This is a genomic window from Rhizobium mongolense subsp. loessense, from assembly GCF_900099775.1.
Taxonomy (GTDB): Bacteria; Pseudomonadota; Alphaproteobacteria; order Rhizobiales; family Rhizobiaceae; genus Rhizobium; species Rhizobium loessense.
Window position 1 is genome coordinate 88,805 of sequence record NZ_FMTM01000009.1, and the last position, 14,492, is coordinate 103,296.

Below are 14,492 nucleotides of genomic sequence, written 5' to 3' on the forward strand. Positions count from 1 at the left end.
CCAATGTCGCCAGGCAAATTGTGCGGTCGTCATATTCTGCCTGTGGTCGCGGTGATTGCCGCGATCCCGACCGCGGTATTTGCGCAAGGTGCCGGGATCGGCGCGGCGGGCGAACTGGTCGATCCGGACGTGCTGCGCGTTTGTGCCGATCCCTCAAACATGCCGTTTACGGATGAAAGCGGCGAAGGCTTCGAAAACAAACTGGCTGAACTCGTGGCGGCCAAAACCCAACGCAAATCGGTCTCCTATACCTGGTATCCGATGGCGACCGGCTTTGTCCGCAATACGCTGAGAGCCAACCGGTGCGATGTCATCATGGGTTATGCCCAAGGCGACGAACTGGTGCAGAACACCAACGCCTATTACCGATCCACCTATGTCATGATCTTCAAGAAGAGTAGCGGTCTGGAAGGCCTGGAAAGCCTCGAGGATCCCAAAATGGCCGACAAGCGGATCGGGATCGTCGCGGGAACGCCGCCGAGCGCCAACCTGGCAAGGGCCAAGCTGATGCGCAACGCGAAGCCCTACCCGTTGATGGTGGATACGCGCTCGACGCCGTCCATGGCCGAGGTCATGTTGAAGGATCTCGAAAAGGACGTCATCGACGTCGCTATCCTCTGGGGACCGATGGCCGGCTATTACGTCAGGGAGATTAATCCGGACCTTGTCGTGGTGCCGCTTCTCAAAGAAAAGGCCGGTCGTATGTCCTATCGCATCACCATGGGCGTGCGTCCGTCCGATCAGGAGTGGAAACGGACGCTGAACAAGGTGATCCGGGAGAATCAATCGGAAATAAACCGGATTCTGCTGCAATATCAGGTCCCGCTCATCGACGAAGCCGGTAACCAGATCAAGGGCTAGCAGCGACGGCATTCGGATTTTCTCCACAATGGCGGATACGAATGTCGTTGAGATTTCAGAGCTTGCGCCGAAGGCGCACGATGCCGGGAGGAGATCAATGGTTGATCTCGGGCAGAGTAAAGAGGAGAAGCTTATGAAGAAAAGCTGGAAGAAGCCGACGACATGCGTCGTGTGCGTCGGAATGGAAATGTCACGTTACCGTTCCGCCGAACTCAAGGCTAAGAAATAAGCGCATCTACCGCTCCATGCGGCTTGTCTGCGTGGAGCGGCTGCCGTCGGAAGGAAGCACCATCACATGCGGCTGAAGATCCTCGGCTCCGCGGCAGGAGGCGGATTCCCACAATGGAACTGCAACTATCGGCTGAGTCGTGCCGTGCGCAACGGTGAAGGCGGGTTTCGGCGACGGACCCAATCGAGTCTTGGCGTATCCGCTGATGGCAAGGACTGGATTGTCTTCAACGCATCCCCCGACATTCGCGAACAGATTGCCGCCGCTCCTGAGTTGCAGCCGATGGAGGAGGGTCCCTTGCGGGCCTCGCCCATCCAGGCTGTTGTCCTGACCAATGCCGATGTCGACCATATAGCCGGATTGTTGAGCCTGCGCGAGCGGCATCGTTTTGTCATTTATGCAACCGCCAGGGTACTTCGAGTGATCGAGGAAAACAGCATTTTCAATGTTCTCGACAGGCAACTGGTCGAGCGCCGGGAACTTTTCCTCAACGTGCCGACTCCCCTTGCGGACTGGCAGGGCAAGCCGACGTCCATCGCGGTCGAAGCCTTTCCGGTCCCGGGCAAGATTGCGCTGTTTCTTGAAGATGCGGGCCGGGCGCAGGAGGGGTTCGGCACGGAAGAGGGCGATACAGTAGGGGTGCGCATTGTTCAGGAGGGCTGTCATTCCTCCACGTTGTATATTCCTGGTTGTGCGAGCGTCGACGCCGACCTGAAAAAGAAGATTGCCGCAGCGTCGTGTCTGCTGTTCGACGGTACGGTCTACACGGATGATGAGATGCTAAGTGCCGGCGTCGGGACCAAGACCGGTCGGCGCATGGGACATATGCACATCGCCGGCTCTAACGGCTCCATGGCCCTGCTTGCCGATGTCGCGCCAACGCGCCGCGTCTATGTTCATATCAATAATACCAATCCGATCCTCGATGAGCGCTCTCTTGAAGCAGCAGCTGTGAGGGCAGGGGGATGGGAGATCGGCTACGACGGGATGGAGATCGACATATGAGCGAGTTTGCAGACGCGGCGCGAAACGGATTGACGCCCGCCGCACTCGAAGCAACCCTGCGTCAGGTGGGAGAGGAGCGATACCACGACAAGCACCCCTTCCATCACCGAATGATGGCAGGCGCATTGACCAAGGCCGAGCTTCAGGCATGGGCGCTCAACCGCTACTGCTATCAGGCCATGATCCCGCGCAAGGACGCGATGATTGTCAGCCGCGCGGAGGACCCTGAGTTGCGCGCGGAATGGCGCCGAAGGATCGAAGATCATGATGGGGTAACCGGTTGGGATGGCGGCATCGCTCGCTGGCTCAAGCTGGCAAGCGGGCTGGGCCTTAACGAGGAACTGGTGAAGAGCGAGCGCCGCGCTCTGCCCGCGACCCGCTTTGCCGTGGGAGCTTATCTGTCCTTCTGCACCAATCGCAGCCTTTTGGAAGCCGTCGCCTCGTCCCTGACGGAATTGTTCGCCCCTGTGATCATCGGCGAGCGCGTTCCGGCCATGCTGGCAAAATACAGCTACGTGACCGAAGATATCCTGGCCTATTTCACCCCGAGGCTGAAGCAGGCGCCACGTGATTCTGACTTTGCCCTCGCCTATGTCCTTGCGCATGCGACGGAGCCGGAAAAGCAGCAGGACGTCATAAATGCCCTTATTTTCAAATGCGATATCTTGTGGGCAATGCTCGATGCACTCGACTATGCCTATCGAGACGGCGGCAACATTCCGCCGGGCGCTTTCGTGCCGGAGGCAAGATGATGCAGACCCGCCAGCGGACCGTTTTGTCCGCACAGTCAAAGCCGCATCTGAAGCGTCACGTCCGGCTGCAGTTTGATCCGGTGCGCAGCGCCTTCGCGGTCTTGTCGCCGGAAAAGGTTTTCTGGCCGGATGAGGTCAGTCTTGATATCCTGAGACTGTGCGATGGCCAGCGCACGGTGGCGCAAATCGTCGACGAGCTTGCCGGACAATACGATGCGCCTCGCAAAGACATTGCACCCGATGTCGAAGAATTCCTGCAGGAATGGTCCGACAGATTTCTGGTGACGCTATGAATGAAAGACTTGTGCCGCCAATCAGCATGCTGGCCGAGCTTACGCATCGCTGTCCCCTGCAATGCGTCTACTGTTCCAACCCGCTCGAATTGTTGAAAGCGGACAGGGAGCTTTCGACAGACGCATGGCTGGCTCTCTTCGAAGAGGCAGCCGATCTTGGTGTCCTGCAGGTTCATCTGTCCGGTGGAGAGCCGACCGTTCGCTCGGATCTCGAACAGCTTGTAGGCTGTCTGACCAGACGTGGCGTTTACACCAATCTCATTACGGCAGGGGTCGGGATACCGGAAGGGCGGCTCGAGGCGCTGCAGGAGGCGGGTCTCGATCATGTGCAGTTGAGCATTCAGGGTGCAAACGCGCCGACGACCGAGAAAATCGGCAATCACCGTGGCGCCCACGAGAAGAAGCTTGAGACTGCAAGGCGGGTCGTGGAGCTCGGCCTGCCGCTGACGATCAATGCTCCGATCCATCGCCACAACATAGAGGAAGTGCCGGCTTTCATCGAACTTGCACTTTCGCTTGGGGCAGAGAGATTGGAGATCGCCAATGTGCAGTACGGAGGCTGGGCTCTTCTTAACCGCAATGCCCTCATGCCCGATCGCGCCGCGGTTGAGCGCCAGGTGGAGATCGTCGAAGAAGCCCAGTCGCGGCTGCAGGGGATCCTCGCGATCGACTTCGTCGCTCCCGATTATTTCGCGGTCTATCCGAAGCCCTGTATGGGCGGTTGGGCGCGTGATGCGTTCATGATCGCCCCGGATGGCACGGCACTTCCCTGCCATGCGGCTGCCACCATCTCGTCCCTGCATTTCGAACGGTTCGGAGACTGGAGCCTGACGGATATCTGGATCGATTCTCCGGCTTTCAATGCATTTCGCGGCGACGAGTGGATGCTGGAACCTTGCAGGAGCTGCGAGCGGCGCGACATCGATTGGGGCGGATGCAGATGCCAGGCAATGGCAATTGCGGGCGATGCCGCAGCGACGGATCCCGCTTGCGTCAAGTCACCCCTTCATAGCCGTATGGCAATGCTGATCAGCCAAGCCAATTCCGTTCCTTCATCCAGCGCCGATAATTTCCAGTATCGCCGCATCGGACGGACTTGGTAGCCGTGCCGGGTTAATCATCATTCGCGTGCCGGAGCCGCCACGACCGCCGATCCTACGGGTCGCAGGATCTAGCCTTGAGGATTTCGTTGCTGTGCCGGCTACGGCAGTCCCGTGAGGATTTGGCTGCTGGTCCTCCTGCACTAGCCCATCGCATGGCGAATGGTTTTCGACAATCGTAGCAGGAAGGCAGGTCTCGAAGAGGCGACAAGCTTCCACGACAAGAGCGCCTTTGCCATGCGCCGGGGAAGTAGGCCGACGGAGAGAAACCAGGCCGCCAGGACGGCACGGCGTCTGAGCGAGACATTCATTTCCAGGCTCGCCACGGCACCTGCAGCACCGAGAGTGAGCCTTGAATCATCGGGAACGGGATGCCGTTGGCGGTCTATGCAAAGCGATGCCAAGCGCTCTTCGAGATGCACCGTATCATGAAGACTGACATTCGGCGGCACCGTCAAGCCGACATCGGCGGCCTGATCGGACAAGGCCTCCATCCGGCGGAAGTCGTGCTCCACCCGCCAGCGTGCCCGCTGGCCGAGTTTTTCTGCAAAGACGGAATGATTGGCGCCATGCATGCGGTAGGCGCCAAGGCAGGAATCGATCGACGTCACCTTTCCGTGGAGAGGCGCGACAGTGACCAGATATCCGTCCGCCCCCTGGCGAAAGTCCATCTCGGGGATAGGCATGATCGCCTCCAAAGCCGAACGCCTGAAGGCCAGCCCGCTTGTCACGGTGGTTTGATAGCGTCCCTTCTGCAACAGCTGGGGGGTGACATCACCTGAATCGAAGGGGAACTCCTGAGGTGGAAACACGTCCTTGACGCGTTGGCGCTCGTCGACAATGTGCAATCTGAATTGCGCCTGGGCGGTATCACCGTCGCAAGCCTCGATTATCTCCGATACGGCGTTCGGATAAAGATAGTCGTCGGCGTCGAGAAACAGAACGGTCTGGCCTCGGCTGACCGCAAATCCTGTGTTGAACGCAGCCGCATGACCGCCATTGCGCTCTCTTAAGAGGGCTGTGATCCTGGACCCATATGCCCCAATCACACAAGCGCTGTCGTCAGCCGATGCATCGTCTACGACGATGACCTCTACGTTGTCATGGCTTTGTTCCAGCGCGCTATCGATGCAGCGCTTTAAGAAGCGCGCGTAGTTGTAGTTCGCAATGATGATCGAAACTGAAACGTCATCTTGGATGGAATGCATCGCATTGAACCTCGCACTTCTGCTTTGGTCGCGGCGAACCTTCTCATTCAGGTCCTGATGGTAATGTCCGTCTGGGCAAGAACGGCTTTAAAGCTGAAAAAAGCCGCTACACTGACACGCCGGCTACGCAGCCGGCGAAGATCTTGTTTGATCAGTCTGTGCGCACCCCAGCCTGCGCAGCTTTATGGCTTTTGAAAGACCATAACGATGAAAGCTCCGTCACGCAGGAGAAGAGCGACTGCCCTGGCTGGCGTTTGCAGGATAGGTCACTGCACCGGCGCCTGGTGCTGCGTCAACGCTTTGCGGAATTCGTCGACCGCCAATTCGAATGCGCGGCCGGCCGCTTGGTCGTTTTCAATCCGCGTGAGGCAGCCTGTAACTTTCGCAAGCAATAGGTCGAAGTCGATGGGTTTCGTCAGACAGTTCGCCGCACCTCTCGAGGGCCCCAAAGCCGCCGCGCGTGACGCCGCTTGCCGAGACGTTTGCAAGTCGGGCGAAGCTTGAGCTATCCGTCGATGTCGTTTCATATATAAGCTTGCCCGCGTGACAAAGGCGGCAGGGAGGCGGCCTATGAACCTTAGACATCAGATTGTGGCGTTGGCCATCATCCCATTGATCCTGGCCATCCTGATCGTCACAGCGTTCATCACGTGGCAATCGGCCACGCTTGTGCGAAGCAGCATCGACACGTTCGAGCGAAACATGCTCAAGGCCAAGGAAACGGAACTCCTCAATCTGACTAATCTTGCGCTCTCTGCCATTCATGACATCTACGAAGCCGCCGGTCCGGAGGACGAAGTAGCAAAGGAGAAGGTTCGCGCCATCCTGACCGCTCTCGACTACGGCAAGGACGGCTATTTCTTTGTCTATGACTACGACGGCAACAATGTCGTGCATCCGCGCCAGGCGTTCCGGCCGGGGCACAATTGGCTCAACCTGACGGATTCAGATGGCGACAAGGTTGTCGCCAATCTCATCGAGAAGGCCAAGGAGGGCGGCGGCCTTCACCAATACAAGTGGCAAAAACCCTCCTCCGGAGAGGTGGCCGACAAACTGTCCTTCGCCGTCGGCCTCGACAAATGGAAGTGGATGCTTGGAACGGGCGTCTATCTTGATGACGTCTTTGCACAGACCGCCGCCGCAAATGCCGATTTTCGCGCCAATGTCCGCAAGACATTTCTGATCATTGCCCTGATTGCCGTGCCGGCGGTTCTCATCGTATTTGCAACCGGCATGCTGCTGACATTGAGAGAGCGCCGCCTTGCCGATAGCAAGCTTAAACAGCTCGCGCAGCGCATCATCGATACGCAGGAAGAGGAAAGGGCCCGCCTTGCCCGTGAACTGCATGACGGGATATCGCAGAACCTCATCGGCGTCCGCTATGCGATCGATCTGGCGAGCCGCAAGGTCGCAAGCCAGGCCGAAGATGCCGCACGTGCAATCGATCGCGGGGCGGAGGCGCTGAACGGGGCGATCAAGGAGGTACGGCGCCTGTCCCATGACCTGCGTCCGCGAGCGCTCGACGATCTTGGCCTCAGACCGGCGCTCAAGGCGCTTTGCGATAATTTCTCGGAGCGTACGGCCATCGATACGCATCTTGAGGCGCTGACCTTCAAGAATATGCTGAAGCCTGAAGCGAGCACGGCGCTCTATCGTGTTGCGCAGGAGGCGTTGAACAATGTGGAGCGGCATTCCGGAGCAACGCGTGTCGACATCAGGATTTGGAGCGTTGGGGGCCGCGTCCGCATGACGATCTCCGACAACGGAAACGGTTTCGATGAAGATGTCGCCGAAGGGAAGAAGGCGCTCGGCGGCGGGCTCGGACTGCGCAATATGCAGGAACGCCTGGCCCATTTCGGTGGCCTGCTGCTGATCAAGACGACACCGGCAGGCACGATGCTGACGGCGATGCTTCCAAGGTCGGCAACGGTGAACCGCGCGCAAGGCAAGGAAGCAGCATGAGCGGCAGGAAAAGTATCAAGGTTCTTTTGATCGACAATCATCCGCTGGTTCTGGACGGGTTAGGGGCGGTGCTGGAAACCTATGAACACCTCGAGATTGTCGGTACAGCCGGATTGGCCCGCGCAGGGCTCGAGATTGCGCTGAGGGAAAGGCCAGCTGTCGTATTGATGGATATCAATATGCCGCAGCTCAGCGGAATCGACGCCATCGAGCTGTTCAAGGAACAGCTGCCGGAAACACGGATCCTGATGCTGTCGATGCACGACAGTCGCGAATATATTTCCACCTCGGTGCTGCACGGAGCCTCCGGTTACATTCTCAAGGATGTCTCCACCGACGAGATCATCGCTGCAATCGAAGCCGTGGCAAACGGCAAAACCTACTTCTCTTCCGGTGTCTCGGATGTTCTGCTCGAGCGAAAGGAGACGCCGGATGCGCTTCCTCTGACGACGCGCGAGCATGATGTTTTATTGTTGCTGGCGGCAGGAAAGAGCAACCGTGATATTGCCCAGACCCTCGGTATCTCGGCTGCAACGGTCGAGACCCATCGCAAGAACATCAAGAGGAAGCTCAACATTACGACGACAGCTGGATTGACCCGCTATGCTATCGAGAACGGATTGACCTGGGGCGACAGTTAAGCGACTTGCGCCTACTGGGTGGCCCCACGTATTTTGCCGGTTTTCGCTCTTGTTGCCAAAATGGTCCGCAAAAGACCAGTCATCCGGTGGTCGCGCTGTCCAAAGCGGGGTGACGGCGGGGAGGCCACCCTGGTAATCCGTCGGTTGAAGGGCTCGCTTTTGCTCCCGCATTGCAAGCCCTTCGAAGAGGCATGCCCATGAAAAGTGAAGCATAGACCGGTTTGAAGAAATAGCTGCCTTTGAGGAACGCGCCTGGACTTCAACATAGCGGCTACGACGCCCTGGCGAAACAGCAAGCGCGTGGCGCGCTTGGCAGTCAGCCAAGGCAGGCTGGCGGGGAATGCTCACGTCCAGCGAAATTCGACGCATGACTGATCGCTGTGTGCTCGACTACGGACTAAGCATCAAAGCAGGATGAATCGCGTCTACCCACTTGTGGGTATATGCGATTATTTTACGCTTCCTGCCACCTTGCCAGACGAAAACCGCCGCCATAGGACTTCACCACGGCTGGCCCAAAGCGAGCCGTTGGGAGGATTTCAATTGCATTACGCCTGCTTCCGTTCAGTCGGAAAAGCCGTCGCGACAGCCTGAGCCAGGTTCGCCCCAGCGATCGACTGACAAGCCCGCCTTCCACGCCGACAACTGCAACTTGGCGCCACATCTGGCGCCCGAGAGGTATCCGACATGGAAAAATCACGGAACAAAGCAGCGCTCTGGCTGCTCGTCATTCCCTATATCGGCCTGCTCTGGCCGCCCCTTTACAATATCCGCGAGCCTGCACTCTTCGGATTTCCATTCTTCTATTGGTACCAGCTTCTCTGGGTGCCGATCACCGCCACGCTGACTTGGATCGCCTATCGGAGCACGCGCAATGACGACTGATATCGACAGCACGGCGCTCGGCGTCTTCCTCTTCTTCTTCGCACTCGTCACGATCCTGGGTTTCGTCGCCTCCCGCTGGCGTAAGCCTGAAACGCTTGCCCATATCGACGAGTGGGGTCTGGGTGGTCGCAGCTTCGGCACATGGATCACCTGGTTTTTGGTCGGCGGCGACTTCTACACGGCCTATACGGTGATCGCCGTTCCCGCACTCGTCTACACGGTCGGTGCCTACGGCTTCTTCGCGCTGCCCTATACCATCGTCGTCTATCCCTTCGTCTTCATGGTCATGCCCATTCTCTGGAAACGGGCCAGGGACTTCGGCTATGTGACGGCCGGCGACGTCGTGCACGGTCAATACGGTTCGCGCGGCCTCGAACTCGCCGTCGCAGCAACCGGCGTCATCGCCACCATGCCCTATATTGCGCTCCAGCTCGTCGGCATGACAGCGGTGCTCAAGGCGCTCGGCCTGCATGGCGAACTGCCGCTGGCGATCGCCTTCATCGTGCTTGCGCTTTACACCTATTCCGCGGGCTTGCGTGCCCCGGCGCTGATCGCCTTCGTCAAGGACATCATGATCTATATCGTGGTCATCGCAGCCGTGGCGCTCATTCCCTCGAAGCTCGGCGGCTATGCCAACGTATTTGCCTCAGCCGATGCGGCTTTCCAGGTCAAGGGGAAGGGGGATCTCCTGCTCGCTGGCAACCAGTACGTCGCCTATGCGACGCTAGCTTTTGGCTCGGCGCTCGCCGCGTTCATGTATCCGCATACGCTGACGGGTATCTTCGCTTCGAACAGCGGCAAGACGATCCGCAAGAATGCCGTCTTGCTGCCGGCCTATACGCTGCTGCTCGGTCTTCTCGCGCTGCTCGGATATATGGGCCATGCCGCCGGGCTGAAGCTCGAAAACGCCAATGACGTCGTGCCGGTCTTGTTCAAGACGCTGTTCTCGGGATGGTTCTCCGGCTTCGCCTTCGCGGCGATCGCCATCGGTGCCCTCGTGCCGGCGGCGGTGATGAGCATCGGTGCCGCCAACCTCTTCACGCGCAATTTCTGGAAGGCTTATGTCAACCCGAATGTCAGCGACGCGGGTGAAGCCAAGGTCGCCAAACTGACCTCGCTCGTCGTCAAGGTCGGCGCACTGCTGGTCATCATCTTCCTGCCGACGCAGTTTGCACTCGACCTGCAATTGCTCGGCGGCATCTGGATCCTGCAGACGCTGCCGGCCCTGGTCTTCGGCCTCTATACCAACTGGTTCCGTGCGCCGGGCCTACTCGCCGGCTGGTTCGTCGGCTTCATCGGCGGCACCTTCCTCGTCTGGGATGCCGGCTGGAAGCCGTTGCACCTGATTAGCCTCGGTGGGGAACCCTTCACCATCTATACCGGTCTTCTTGCCCTTGCGGCAAACATCGCCGTCGCGGTGGTTGTCAATGCAGTCGTGCCGGCAAGGACCCCGGCGCGGGCTTGAAACAAGAACAGCGGAGGACTGCGGCAATGCGGTCCTCCGGACGAGACGTCGTGGTGTGGTTCTTAGTGTGTTAGAAAACGCATGAAGAGCAGAAAGCGTGCGATTGCCTCGGGCAGGCCCGGCCACGAAGACCGAGTATCGTGCCGGATCGGTGTGAAGCGGCGCCTATCGCGCGCGCCCGGCGATGATTTCATCAGTGTTTGCCAAGGCCTTTCGAACCGCGCTGCGGGCCGTATGCGGCCGTTGCAATCGAATGCTTCTCTCGATGCTTTTCTGCGTATGCCGCAGGCTGCTGCCCTCCCGCACGACATGGGCAAGAAGATGATTGAGGGCGGATTCGATCAGAACGCCCAAGGGTACGAGCAGGTCGTTGCCGGAGGCGCGCAAGATTGCGATATGAAACCGAGCGTCGGACTCGGTTCGTTGCTGGGGCGATGTCGCCCGACCCATTTCGTGAAGGGCCCGGCTGATCTCAATCATCTGCTCTTCGGTTCGCCGCTCGGCGGCCAGCGCCGTCGCCTCCGGCTCGATCATGTGGCGAAGCTCCTGCACCGCTCTTAAGAAGGGCTCGCGGTCGGGTGATGCCGCATACCAGCCCAAGACGTCGCGGTCCAAGAGGTTCCAGCGCTCTTTGGGCTCCACCCAGCTGCCGATTTTCGGGCGCGAGGCGAGCAGGCCCTTTGCCATCAGCATCTTGATCGCCTCGCGCACGGCCGATCGGCTGACATTGAACATTTCGGACCATTTCGCCTCATTCGGCAGAATGGTTCCGGGCGGATAATCGCCACGCACGATGCGAAGCCCGATCTCGCCGGCCACCGAAACATGCACGCTTCCGCCGGCCATGCGGGGGACGGTCGGGTCAGAGCGCTTTGTTGTTTTCCTGTCCGGCATCTGATTCAATCGCCTCAGCACCTTGTGATCCCCAGCACGGCCTAGGTCAAAAGTTGCCGCAAATGACAAGAGACGTCAGCGAGCCTTCATCACCTTAAGATGATCGGAAAAGCCGGAGCGCCCAGTGGTTTTTGGGCGCTCCGAACCACGCGTTATTTCTGGATGCAGGTGTCGACTGTGTCCTTGGTGCATTCGTCGAGGCCGGTGAACACCGGATCCTCAACCGGCTTTCCGGCGATCAGGTCCATCATCACGGAGGGTGCCTTGTAGCCCATTTCGAACGGACGCTGGCCGACCAGCGCGGTGACAAGGCCCTCCTTGGCTATCGCCACTTCATCGCCAATCGTGTCGGCGGCGCCGATGACGAACTCGTTCTTGGCGATCTTTTCGGCGATCGGCTTGAACAGGTCGCGGTAGGGCTGGGGCGCGCCGAAGAGCGGCCAGCCGCCCATGATGCCGAAGCCGGCAAGGTCGGGATTGGCGGCGAGGATGTCAGTCATCGCCTGCACGCCCTTGGCGCCGTCGTCATTGGTGAACACTGGGCAGCCGGCGACCTCGGTCCAGCCGCCTTCGCCCTTGAGCTCGGTCAGCCCTTCCTTGCCCGACAGCGAATCGCGCCAGCCCTGTGCGCGACGCAGAATGTTGTCGGCGCCGGGATTGCCCTGGATCGAGCAGACCTTGCCACCATCGGGCTTGGCCTCTTTCATGTAGTCGCCGATGCGCTTGCCCATCAGATAGTTGTCGGTGCCGAGATAGGTCTTTCGCAGAGCGGCGTCTTCCTTGGCAAGGTCGGCGTCGAGCGTCATCACCGGAACGCTCGGATTGGCTGTCTTGAGTGTCTGGGCGATAAGCTTGGCGTTCGACGGCGAGATGGCGATCGCAGCCGTATCGGCCTTGCCCAGCATGTCCTGGACGATCTGGGCCTCGCCGGCTTCATCGGATGTCGATGCCGGGCCTGTGTAGAAGCACTCATATTCCGAGTCTGGATTTTCCTTGTTCCATTTCTGGCAACCCTGGTTGATCGCCTCGAAGAACGGGTTGTCGAGTCCTTTCACGACGATGACGAGCTGCTTCTTGGCAAGCGCCGGGCCGGCGGTGAGTGCCAAGGCCGTGAATGCAAGTAGTAATGCCTTCCTCATGGTTTCCTCCCTTGAAACAGACGGGCGCGACGCGACCGCCATACGAAATCAACCCGGGTACCAGACAATGCGAGGGTCATCGTGCGAACGCTCGTATTGCCAGGCCGAGTCGATAAGCCTTTCCAGATCGTAGCTGGGCTGCCAGTCCAGCAGGTATTTGGCTTTGCTGTTGTCCATCCAATTCGAGTGGTATTGGCTTGGAATGTCGACAGCCTCAAGGTTTCGCGTGTGCGCCAGATAGGCTGCGACCTCGCCGTAGTCGACCGGCCGGTCCATACAGATATTGAAGAGCTGACGCTTTGCGCGGGGATTGTCGATCGCTGCCAGAATGGCCGATACCAGATCGTCAACATGCACGAAGTTCCGCTTTAGCGGACGTCCGTCGGCGTCGCGCAACAGCGGCACTGTACCGGCTTCCACATAACGTCTCGCATCGTCTTGGGGGACGAGCGCCTTCCAGTCGGGGCCGCCGAAAACATCATCGCCGAAGGACAGCGTATATTTGAAATCATCCTTTTCCATGATCCACGGTGCGCGAAGGCAGCAGCTGTTGATGCCGTACTGGATGGCGAACTGGTCGAGCATCACCTCCTCGAGAACCTTGGAAAGCGCGTAACTTCCAGGATAAGCGCAATGCGGCGTGTCCTCGGTGATCGGTCCGTCGTGGCGATAGTAGAAATGGCCGATACCGGCATCACCGCCGATGAGGATGAACTGTTGTGCGGTAGCGCTCGTACGGAAGGCTTCGAGTAGCCAGAAAAGACCCTTTACGGTTACGTCCATGACGGCGGCAGGCGTTTCCTTGCAAGTGGCAAGATGCAGAACGTGGGTCACGTCTTTCATTGCGGCTGCCGCGACATACGGGTCGGCGATCGAGCCCTTTGTGACTTCGACACGGCTGGTCTCAGGAAGCAAACGATTATGGCAAAGCGCGCGGATGCGTGCTTTCGAAAATCTCGGATCGTCAAGCAGCCCAGCAATGAAGCGCCGCCCGACCTTGCCCGTCGCACCGGTAACAAGGATCAGCATGCTCTCTCTCCCACGAACAGCTAATATCCGCCTGCTTCGCACGTCAACGGGTATTTGTCATACAAAACAGATTTTTGTGATGTCTGCTTGATTCGCCGGACAATTGATTGACGCTTTCGCAAGGTTTTGCGTAAATGCGATGGAATCGCCTTTCTGGGAGGACATCGGCAAGGCGAGATAGCGGGCATCCATCCCTTGGACGATATCCAAGGGCAAAGAGGAAGCCTGCGAGGTTTTGGGAGGGTAGCAGGCTGGTGGCGGTTCTCGAACTCACCAACATCTCCAAACATTTCGGCGCCATCCAGGCAGTCAACGACGTTTCGCTTTCGCTGGAGGCGGGCCAGGTCGTCGGTCTCATGGGCGATAACGGCGCCGGAAAGTCGACACTGGTCAAGATGATTGCCGGCAACTTCCGGCCGAGCGAGGGCACCATGCGCCTCGACGGCGCGGAAATCGTCATGCACCGGCCGGTAGAGGCGCGCCAGCACGGCATCGAGATCGTTCACCAGGATCTGGCACTGTGCAATAATCTGACGGCAGCGGCGAACGTGTTCCTTGGACGCGAGTTGCGGCGCGGCATCGGTCCGCTGAAAGTTCTGGACTACAAGACCATGTACAGGCGTGCCGGCGAGATTTTCAGGGAGCTGAAGTCGGAGACGCGTCCCAGGGACCTCGTAAGGCAGATGTCGGGCGGCCAGCGGCAGGCGGTGGCGATTGCGCGCACCATGCTGTCGGAGGCAAAGATCGTGCTGATGGACGAGCCGACTGCGGCAATTTCCGTTCGCCAGGTGGCGGAGGTGCTCAATCTGATCCGCGAACTGCGTGACCGCGGCATTGCCGTTGTCCTGATCAGCCATCGCATGCCGGACGTCTTTACGGTTGCCGACCGCGTCATCGTGTTGCGACGAGGCAGAAAGGTTGCAGACAAGCCGATTGCTGCAAGTTCGCCAGAGGAAGTCACAGGTCTTATCACCGGCGCGATCGAACAGGTGTGATCGCGCTGCTTGGATAGTGGAAGAAATGAAGGTC

General features: G+C 59.0%; 15 protein-coding genes and 1 pseudogene. 11 read left to right on the top strand and 5 right to left on the bottom strand.

Going from position 1 to position 14,492, the window contains the following annotated elements; all coding sequences use genetic code 11:
* Positions 1-3 precede the first annotated feature (3 nt).
* The 6 genes from BLP23_RS25015 to pqqE all read left to right on the top strand — a co-directional run bounded on the left by BLP23_RS25015 (position 4) and on the right by pqqE (position 4,243).
* Positions 4-861, top strand: coding sequence for a substrate-binding domain-containing protein (locus tag BLP23_RS25015; protein WP_092587435.1), 858 nt, complete (start codon positions 4-6; stop codon positions 859-861).
* A 28-nt stretch (positions 862-889) separates the two neighbouring features.
* Positions 890-1,090 carry a hypothetical protein gene (locus BLP23_RS33335; protein ID WP_139187109.1) on the top strand — a complete coding sequence of 67 codons (201 nt, stop codon included), beginning with the start codon at positions 890-892 and terminating at the stop codon, positions 1,088-1,090.
* Between the two features lie 66 nt (positions 1,091-1,156).
* Positions 1,157-2,095, top strand: a complete 939-nt coding sequence (gene pqqB / locus BLP23_RS25020) for a pyrroloquinoline quinone biosynthesis protein PqqB (RefSeq protein ID WP_092587436.1) — start codon at positions 1,157-1,159, stop codon at positions 2,093-2,095.
* A complete protein-coding gene (gene pqqC / locus BLP23_RS25025) occupies positions 2,092-2,847 on the top strand; it encodes a pyrroloquinoline-quinone synthase PqqC (RefSeq protein ID WP_092587437.1) in 756 nt (251 codons plus the stop codon). The genes pqqB and pqqC overlap by 4 nt, the downstream gene beginning before the upstream one ends.
* Positions 2,844-3,140: a pyrroloquinoline quinone biosynthesis peptide chaperone PqqD gene (gene pqqD, locus BLP23_RS25030; RefSeq protein WP_092587438.1), complete on the top strand. Its 297-nt coding sequence runs from the start codon at positions 2,844-2,846 to the stop codon at positions 3,138-3,140. The genes pqqC and pqqD overlap by 4 nt, the downstream gene beginning before the upstream one ends.
* Positions 3,137-4,243 carry a pyrroloquinoline quinone biosynthesis protein PqqE gene (gene pqqE, locus BLP23_RS25035; protein ID WP_092587439.1) on the top strand — a complete coding sequence of 369 codons (1,107 nt, stop codon included), beginning with the start codon at positions 3,137-3,139 and terminating at the stop codon, positions 4,241-4,243. The genes pqqD and pqqE overlap by 4 nt, the downstream gene beginning before the upstream one ends.
* Positions 4,244-4,383: 140 nt before the next feature.
* On the opposite strand, the gene BLP23_RS25040 is transcribed toward pqqE, so the two are convergent.
* Both BLP23_RS25040 and BLP23_RS35165 read right to left on the bottom strand, forming a co-directional pair.
* The gene (locus BLP23_RS25040) at positions 4,384-5,448 is read right to left on the bottom strand and encodes a glycosyltransferase family 2 protein (protein WP_092587440.1); all 1,065 of its coding nucleotides are present in this window, start codon (positions 5,446-5,448) and stop codon (positions 4,384-4,386) included.
* A gap of 326 nt (positions 5,449-5,774) precedes the next feature.
* Positions 5,775-5,882: pseudogene (locus BLP23_RS35165) on the bottom strand (response regulator); the annotation flags it as partial.
* Between the two features lie 136 nt (positions 5,883-6,018).
* On the opposite strand from BLP23_RS35165, the gene mctS reads away from it, so the two are divergent.
* The 4 genes from mctS (at position 6,019) to mctP (ending at position 10,401) form a co-directional block, all read left to right on the top strand.
* The gene (gene mctS, locus BLP23_RS25050; RefSeq protein ID WP_092587441.1) at positions 6,019-7,410 is read left to right on the top strand and encodes a two-component system sensor histidine kinase MctS; all 1,392 of its coding nucleotides are present in this window, start codon (positions 6,019-6,021) and stop codon (positions 7,408-7,410) included.
* Positions 7,407-8,051 (top strand): two-component system response regulator MctR, encoded by a 645-nt coding sequence (mctR, locus tag BLP23_RS25055; RefSeq protein ID WP_092587442.1) that lies wholly within the window; start codon positions 7,407-7,409, stop codon positions 8,049-8,051. The genes mctS and mctR overlap by 4 nt, the downstream gene beginning before the upstream one ends.
* Positions 8,052-8,738: 687 nt before the next feature.
* The gene (locus BLP23_RS25060) at positions 8,739-8,936 is read left to right on the top strand and encodes a DUF3311 domain-containing protein (RefSeq protein WP_022716120.1); all 198 of its coding nucleotides are present in this window, start codon (positions 8,739-8,741) and stop codon (positions 8,934-8,936) included.
* A complete protein-coding gene (gene mctP, locus BLP23_RS25065) occupies positions 8,926-10,401 on the top strand; it encodes a monocarboxylate uptake permease MctP (RefSeq protein ID WP_092587443.1) in 1,476 nt (491 codons plus the stop codon). Before BLP23_RS25060 ends, mctP begins: the two co-directional genes overlap by 11 nt.
* 165 nt (positions 10,402-10,566) lie before the next feature.
* Here the strand turns inward: mctP and BLP23_RS25070 are convergent, their stop codons facing one another.
* The 3 genes from BLP23_RS25070 to BLP23_RS25080 form a co-directional block, all read right to left on the bottom strand.
* A complete protein-coding gene (locus BLP23_RS25070; protein ID WP_092587444.1) occupies positions 10,567-11,295 on the bottom strand; it encodes a FadR/GntR family transcriptional regulator in 729 nt (242 codons plus the stop codon).
* Positions 11,296-11,447: 152 nt separating this feature from the next.
* A complete protein-coding gene (locus BLP23_RS25075) occupies positions 11,448-12,434 on the bottom strand; it encodes a sugar-binding protein (protein ID WP_092587445.1) in 987 nt (328 codons plus the stop codon).
* Between the two features lie 48 nt (positions 12,435-12,482).
* Entirely contained in the window at positions 12,483-13,463 is a 981-nt protein-coding gene (locus BLP23_RS25080; protein WP_092587446.1) for an NAD-dependent epimerase/dehydratase family protein, read from the bottom strand.
* Positions 13,464-13,714: 251 nt separating this feature from the next.
* Here BLP23_RS25080 and BLP23_RS25085 point away from each other — a divergent pair, with 251 nt between their 5' ends.
* Positions 13,715-14,458, top strand: coding sequence for an ATP-binding cassette domain-containing protein (locus BLP23_RS25085; protein WP_092587568.1), 744 nt, complete (start codon positions 13,715-13,717; stop codon positions 14,456-14,458).
* Positions 14,459-14,492 lie beyond the last annotated feature (34 nt).

Bases quoted from the DNA above. Each gene is read 5' to 3' on its own strand.
- BLP23_RS25070 (WP_092587444.1), bottom strand. From the start codon at position 11,295: ATGCCGGACAGGAAAACAACAAAGCGCTCTGACCCGACCGTCCCCCGC.
- pqqE (WP_092587439.1), top strand. From the start codon at position 3,137: ATGAATGAAAGACTTGTGCCGCCAATCAGCATGCTGGCCGAGCTTACG.
- BLP23_RS25060 (WP_022716120.1), top strand. From the start codon at position 8,739: ATGGAAAAATCACGGAACAAAGCAGCGCTCTGGCTGCTCGTCATTCCC.
- pqqB (WP_092587436.1), top strand. From the start codon at position 1,157: ATGCGGCTGAAGATCCTCGGCTCCGCGGCAGGAGGCGGATTCCCACAA.
- mctS (WP_092587441.1), top strand. From the start codon at position 6,019: ATGAACCTTAGACATCAGATTGTGGCGTTGGCCATCATCCCATTGATC.
- pqqC (WP_092587437.1), top strand. From the start codon at position 2,092: ATGAGCGAGTTTGCAGACGCGGCGCGAAACGGATTGACGCCCGCCGCA.
- mctP (WP_092587443.1), top strand. From the start codon at position 8,926: ATGACGACTGATATCGACAGCACGGCGCTCGGCGTCTTCCTCTTCTTC.
- BLP23_RS25040 (WP_092587440.1), bottom strand. From the start codon at position 5,448: ATGCATTCCATCCAAGATGACGTTTCAGTTTCGATCATCATTGCGAAC.
- mctR (WP_092587442.1), top strand. From the start codon at position 7,407: ATGAGCGGCAGGAAAAGTATCAAGGTTCTTTTGATCGACAATCATCCG.
- BLP23_RS25075 (WP_092587445.1), bottom strand. From the start codon at position 12,434: ATGAGGAAGGCATTACTACTTGCATTCACGGCCTTGGCACTCACCGCC.
- BLP23_RS25080 (WP_092587446.1), bottom strand. From the start codon at position 13,463: ATGCTGATCCTTGTTACCGGTGCGACGGGCAAGGTCGGGCGGCGCTTC.
- BLP23_RS33335 (WP_139187109.1), top strand. From the start codon at position 890: ATGGCGGATACGAATGTCGTTGAGATTTCAGAGCTTGCGCCGAAGGCG.
- pqqD (WP_092587438.1), top strand. From the start codon at position 2,844: ATGATGCAGACCCGCCAGCGGACCGTTTTGTCCGCACAGTCAAAGCCG.
- BLP23_RS25015 (WP_092587435.1), top strand. From the start codon at position 4: ATGTCGCCAGGCAAATTGTGCGGTCGTCATATTCTGCCTGTGGTCGCG.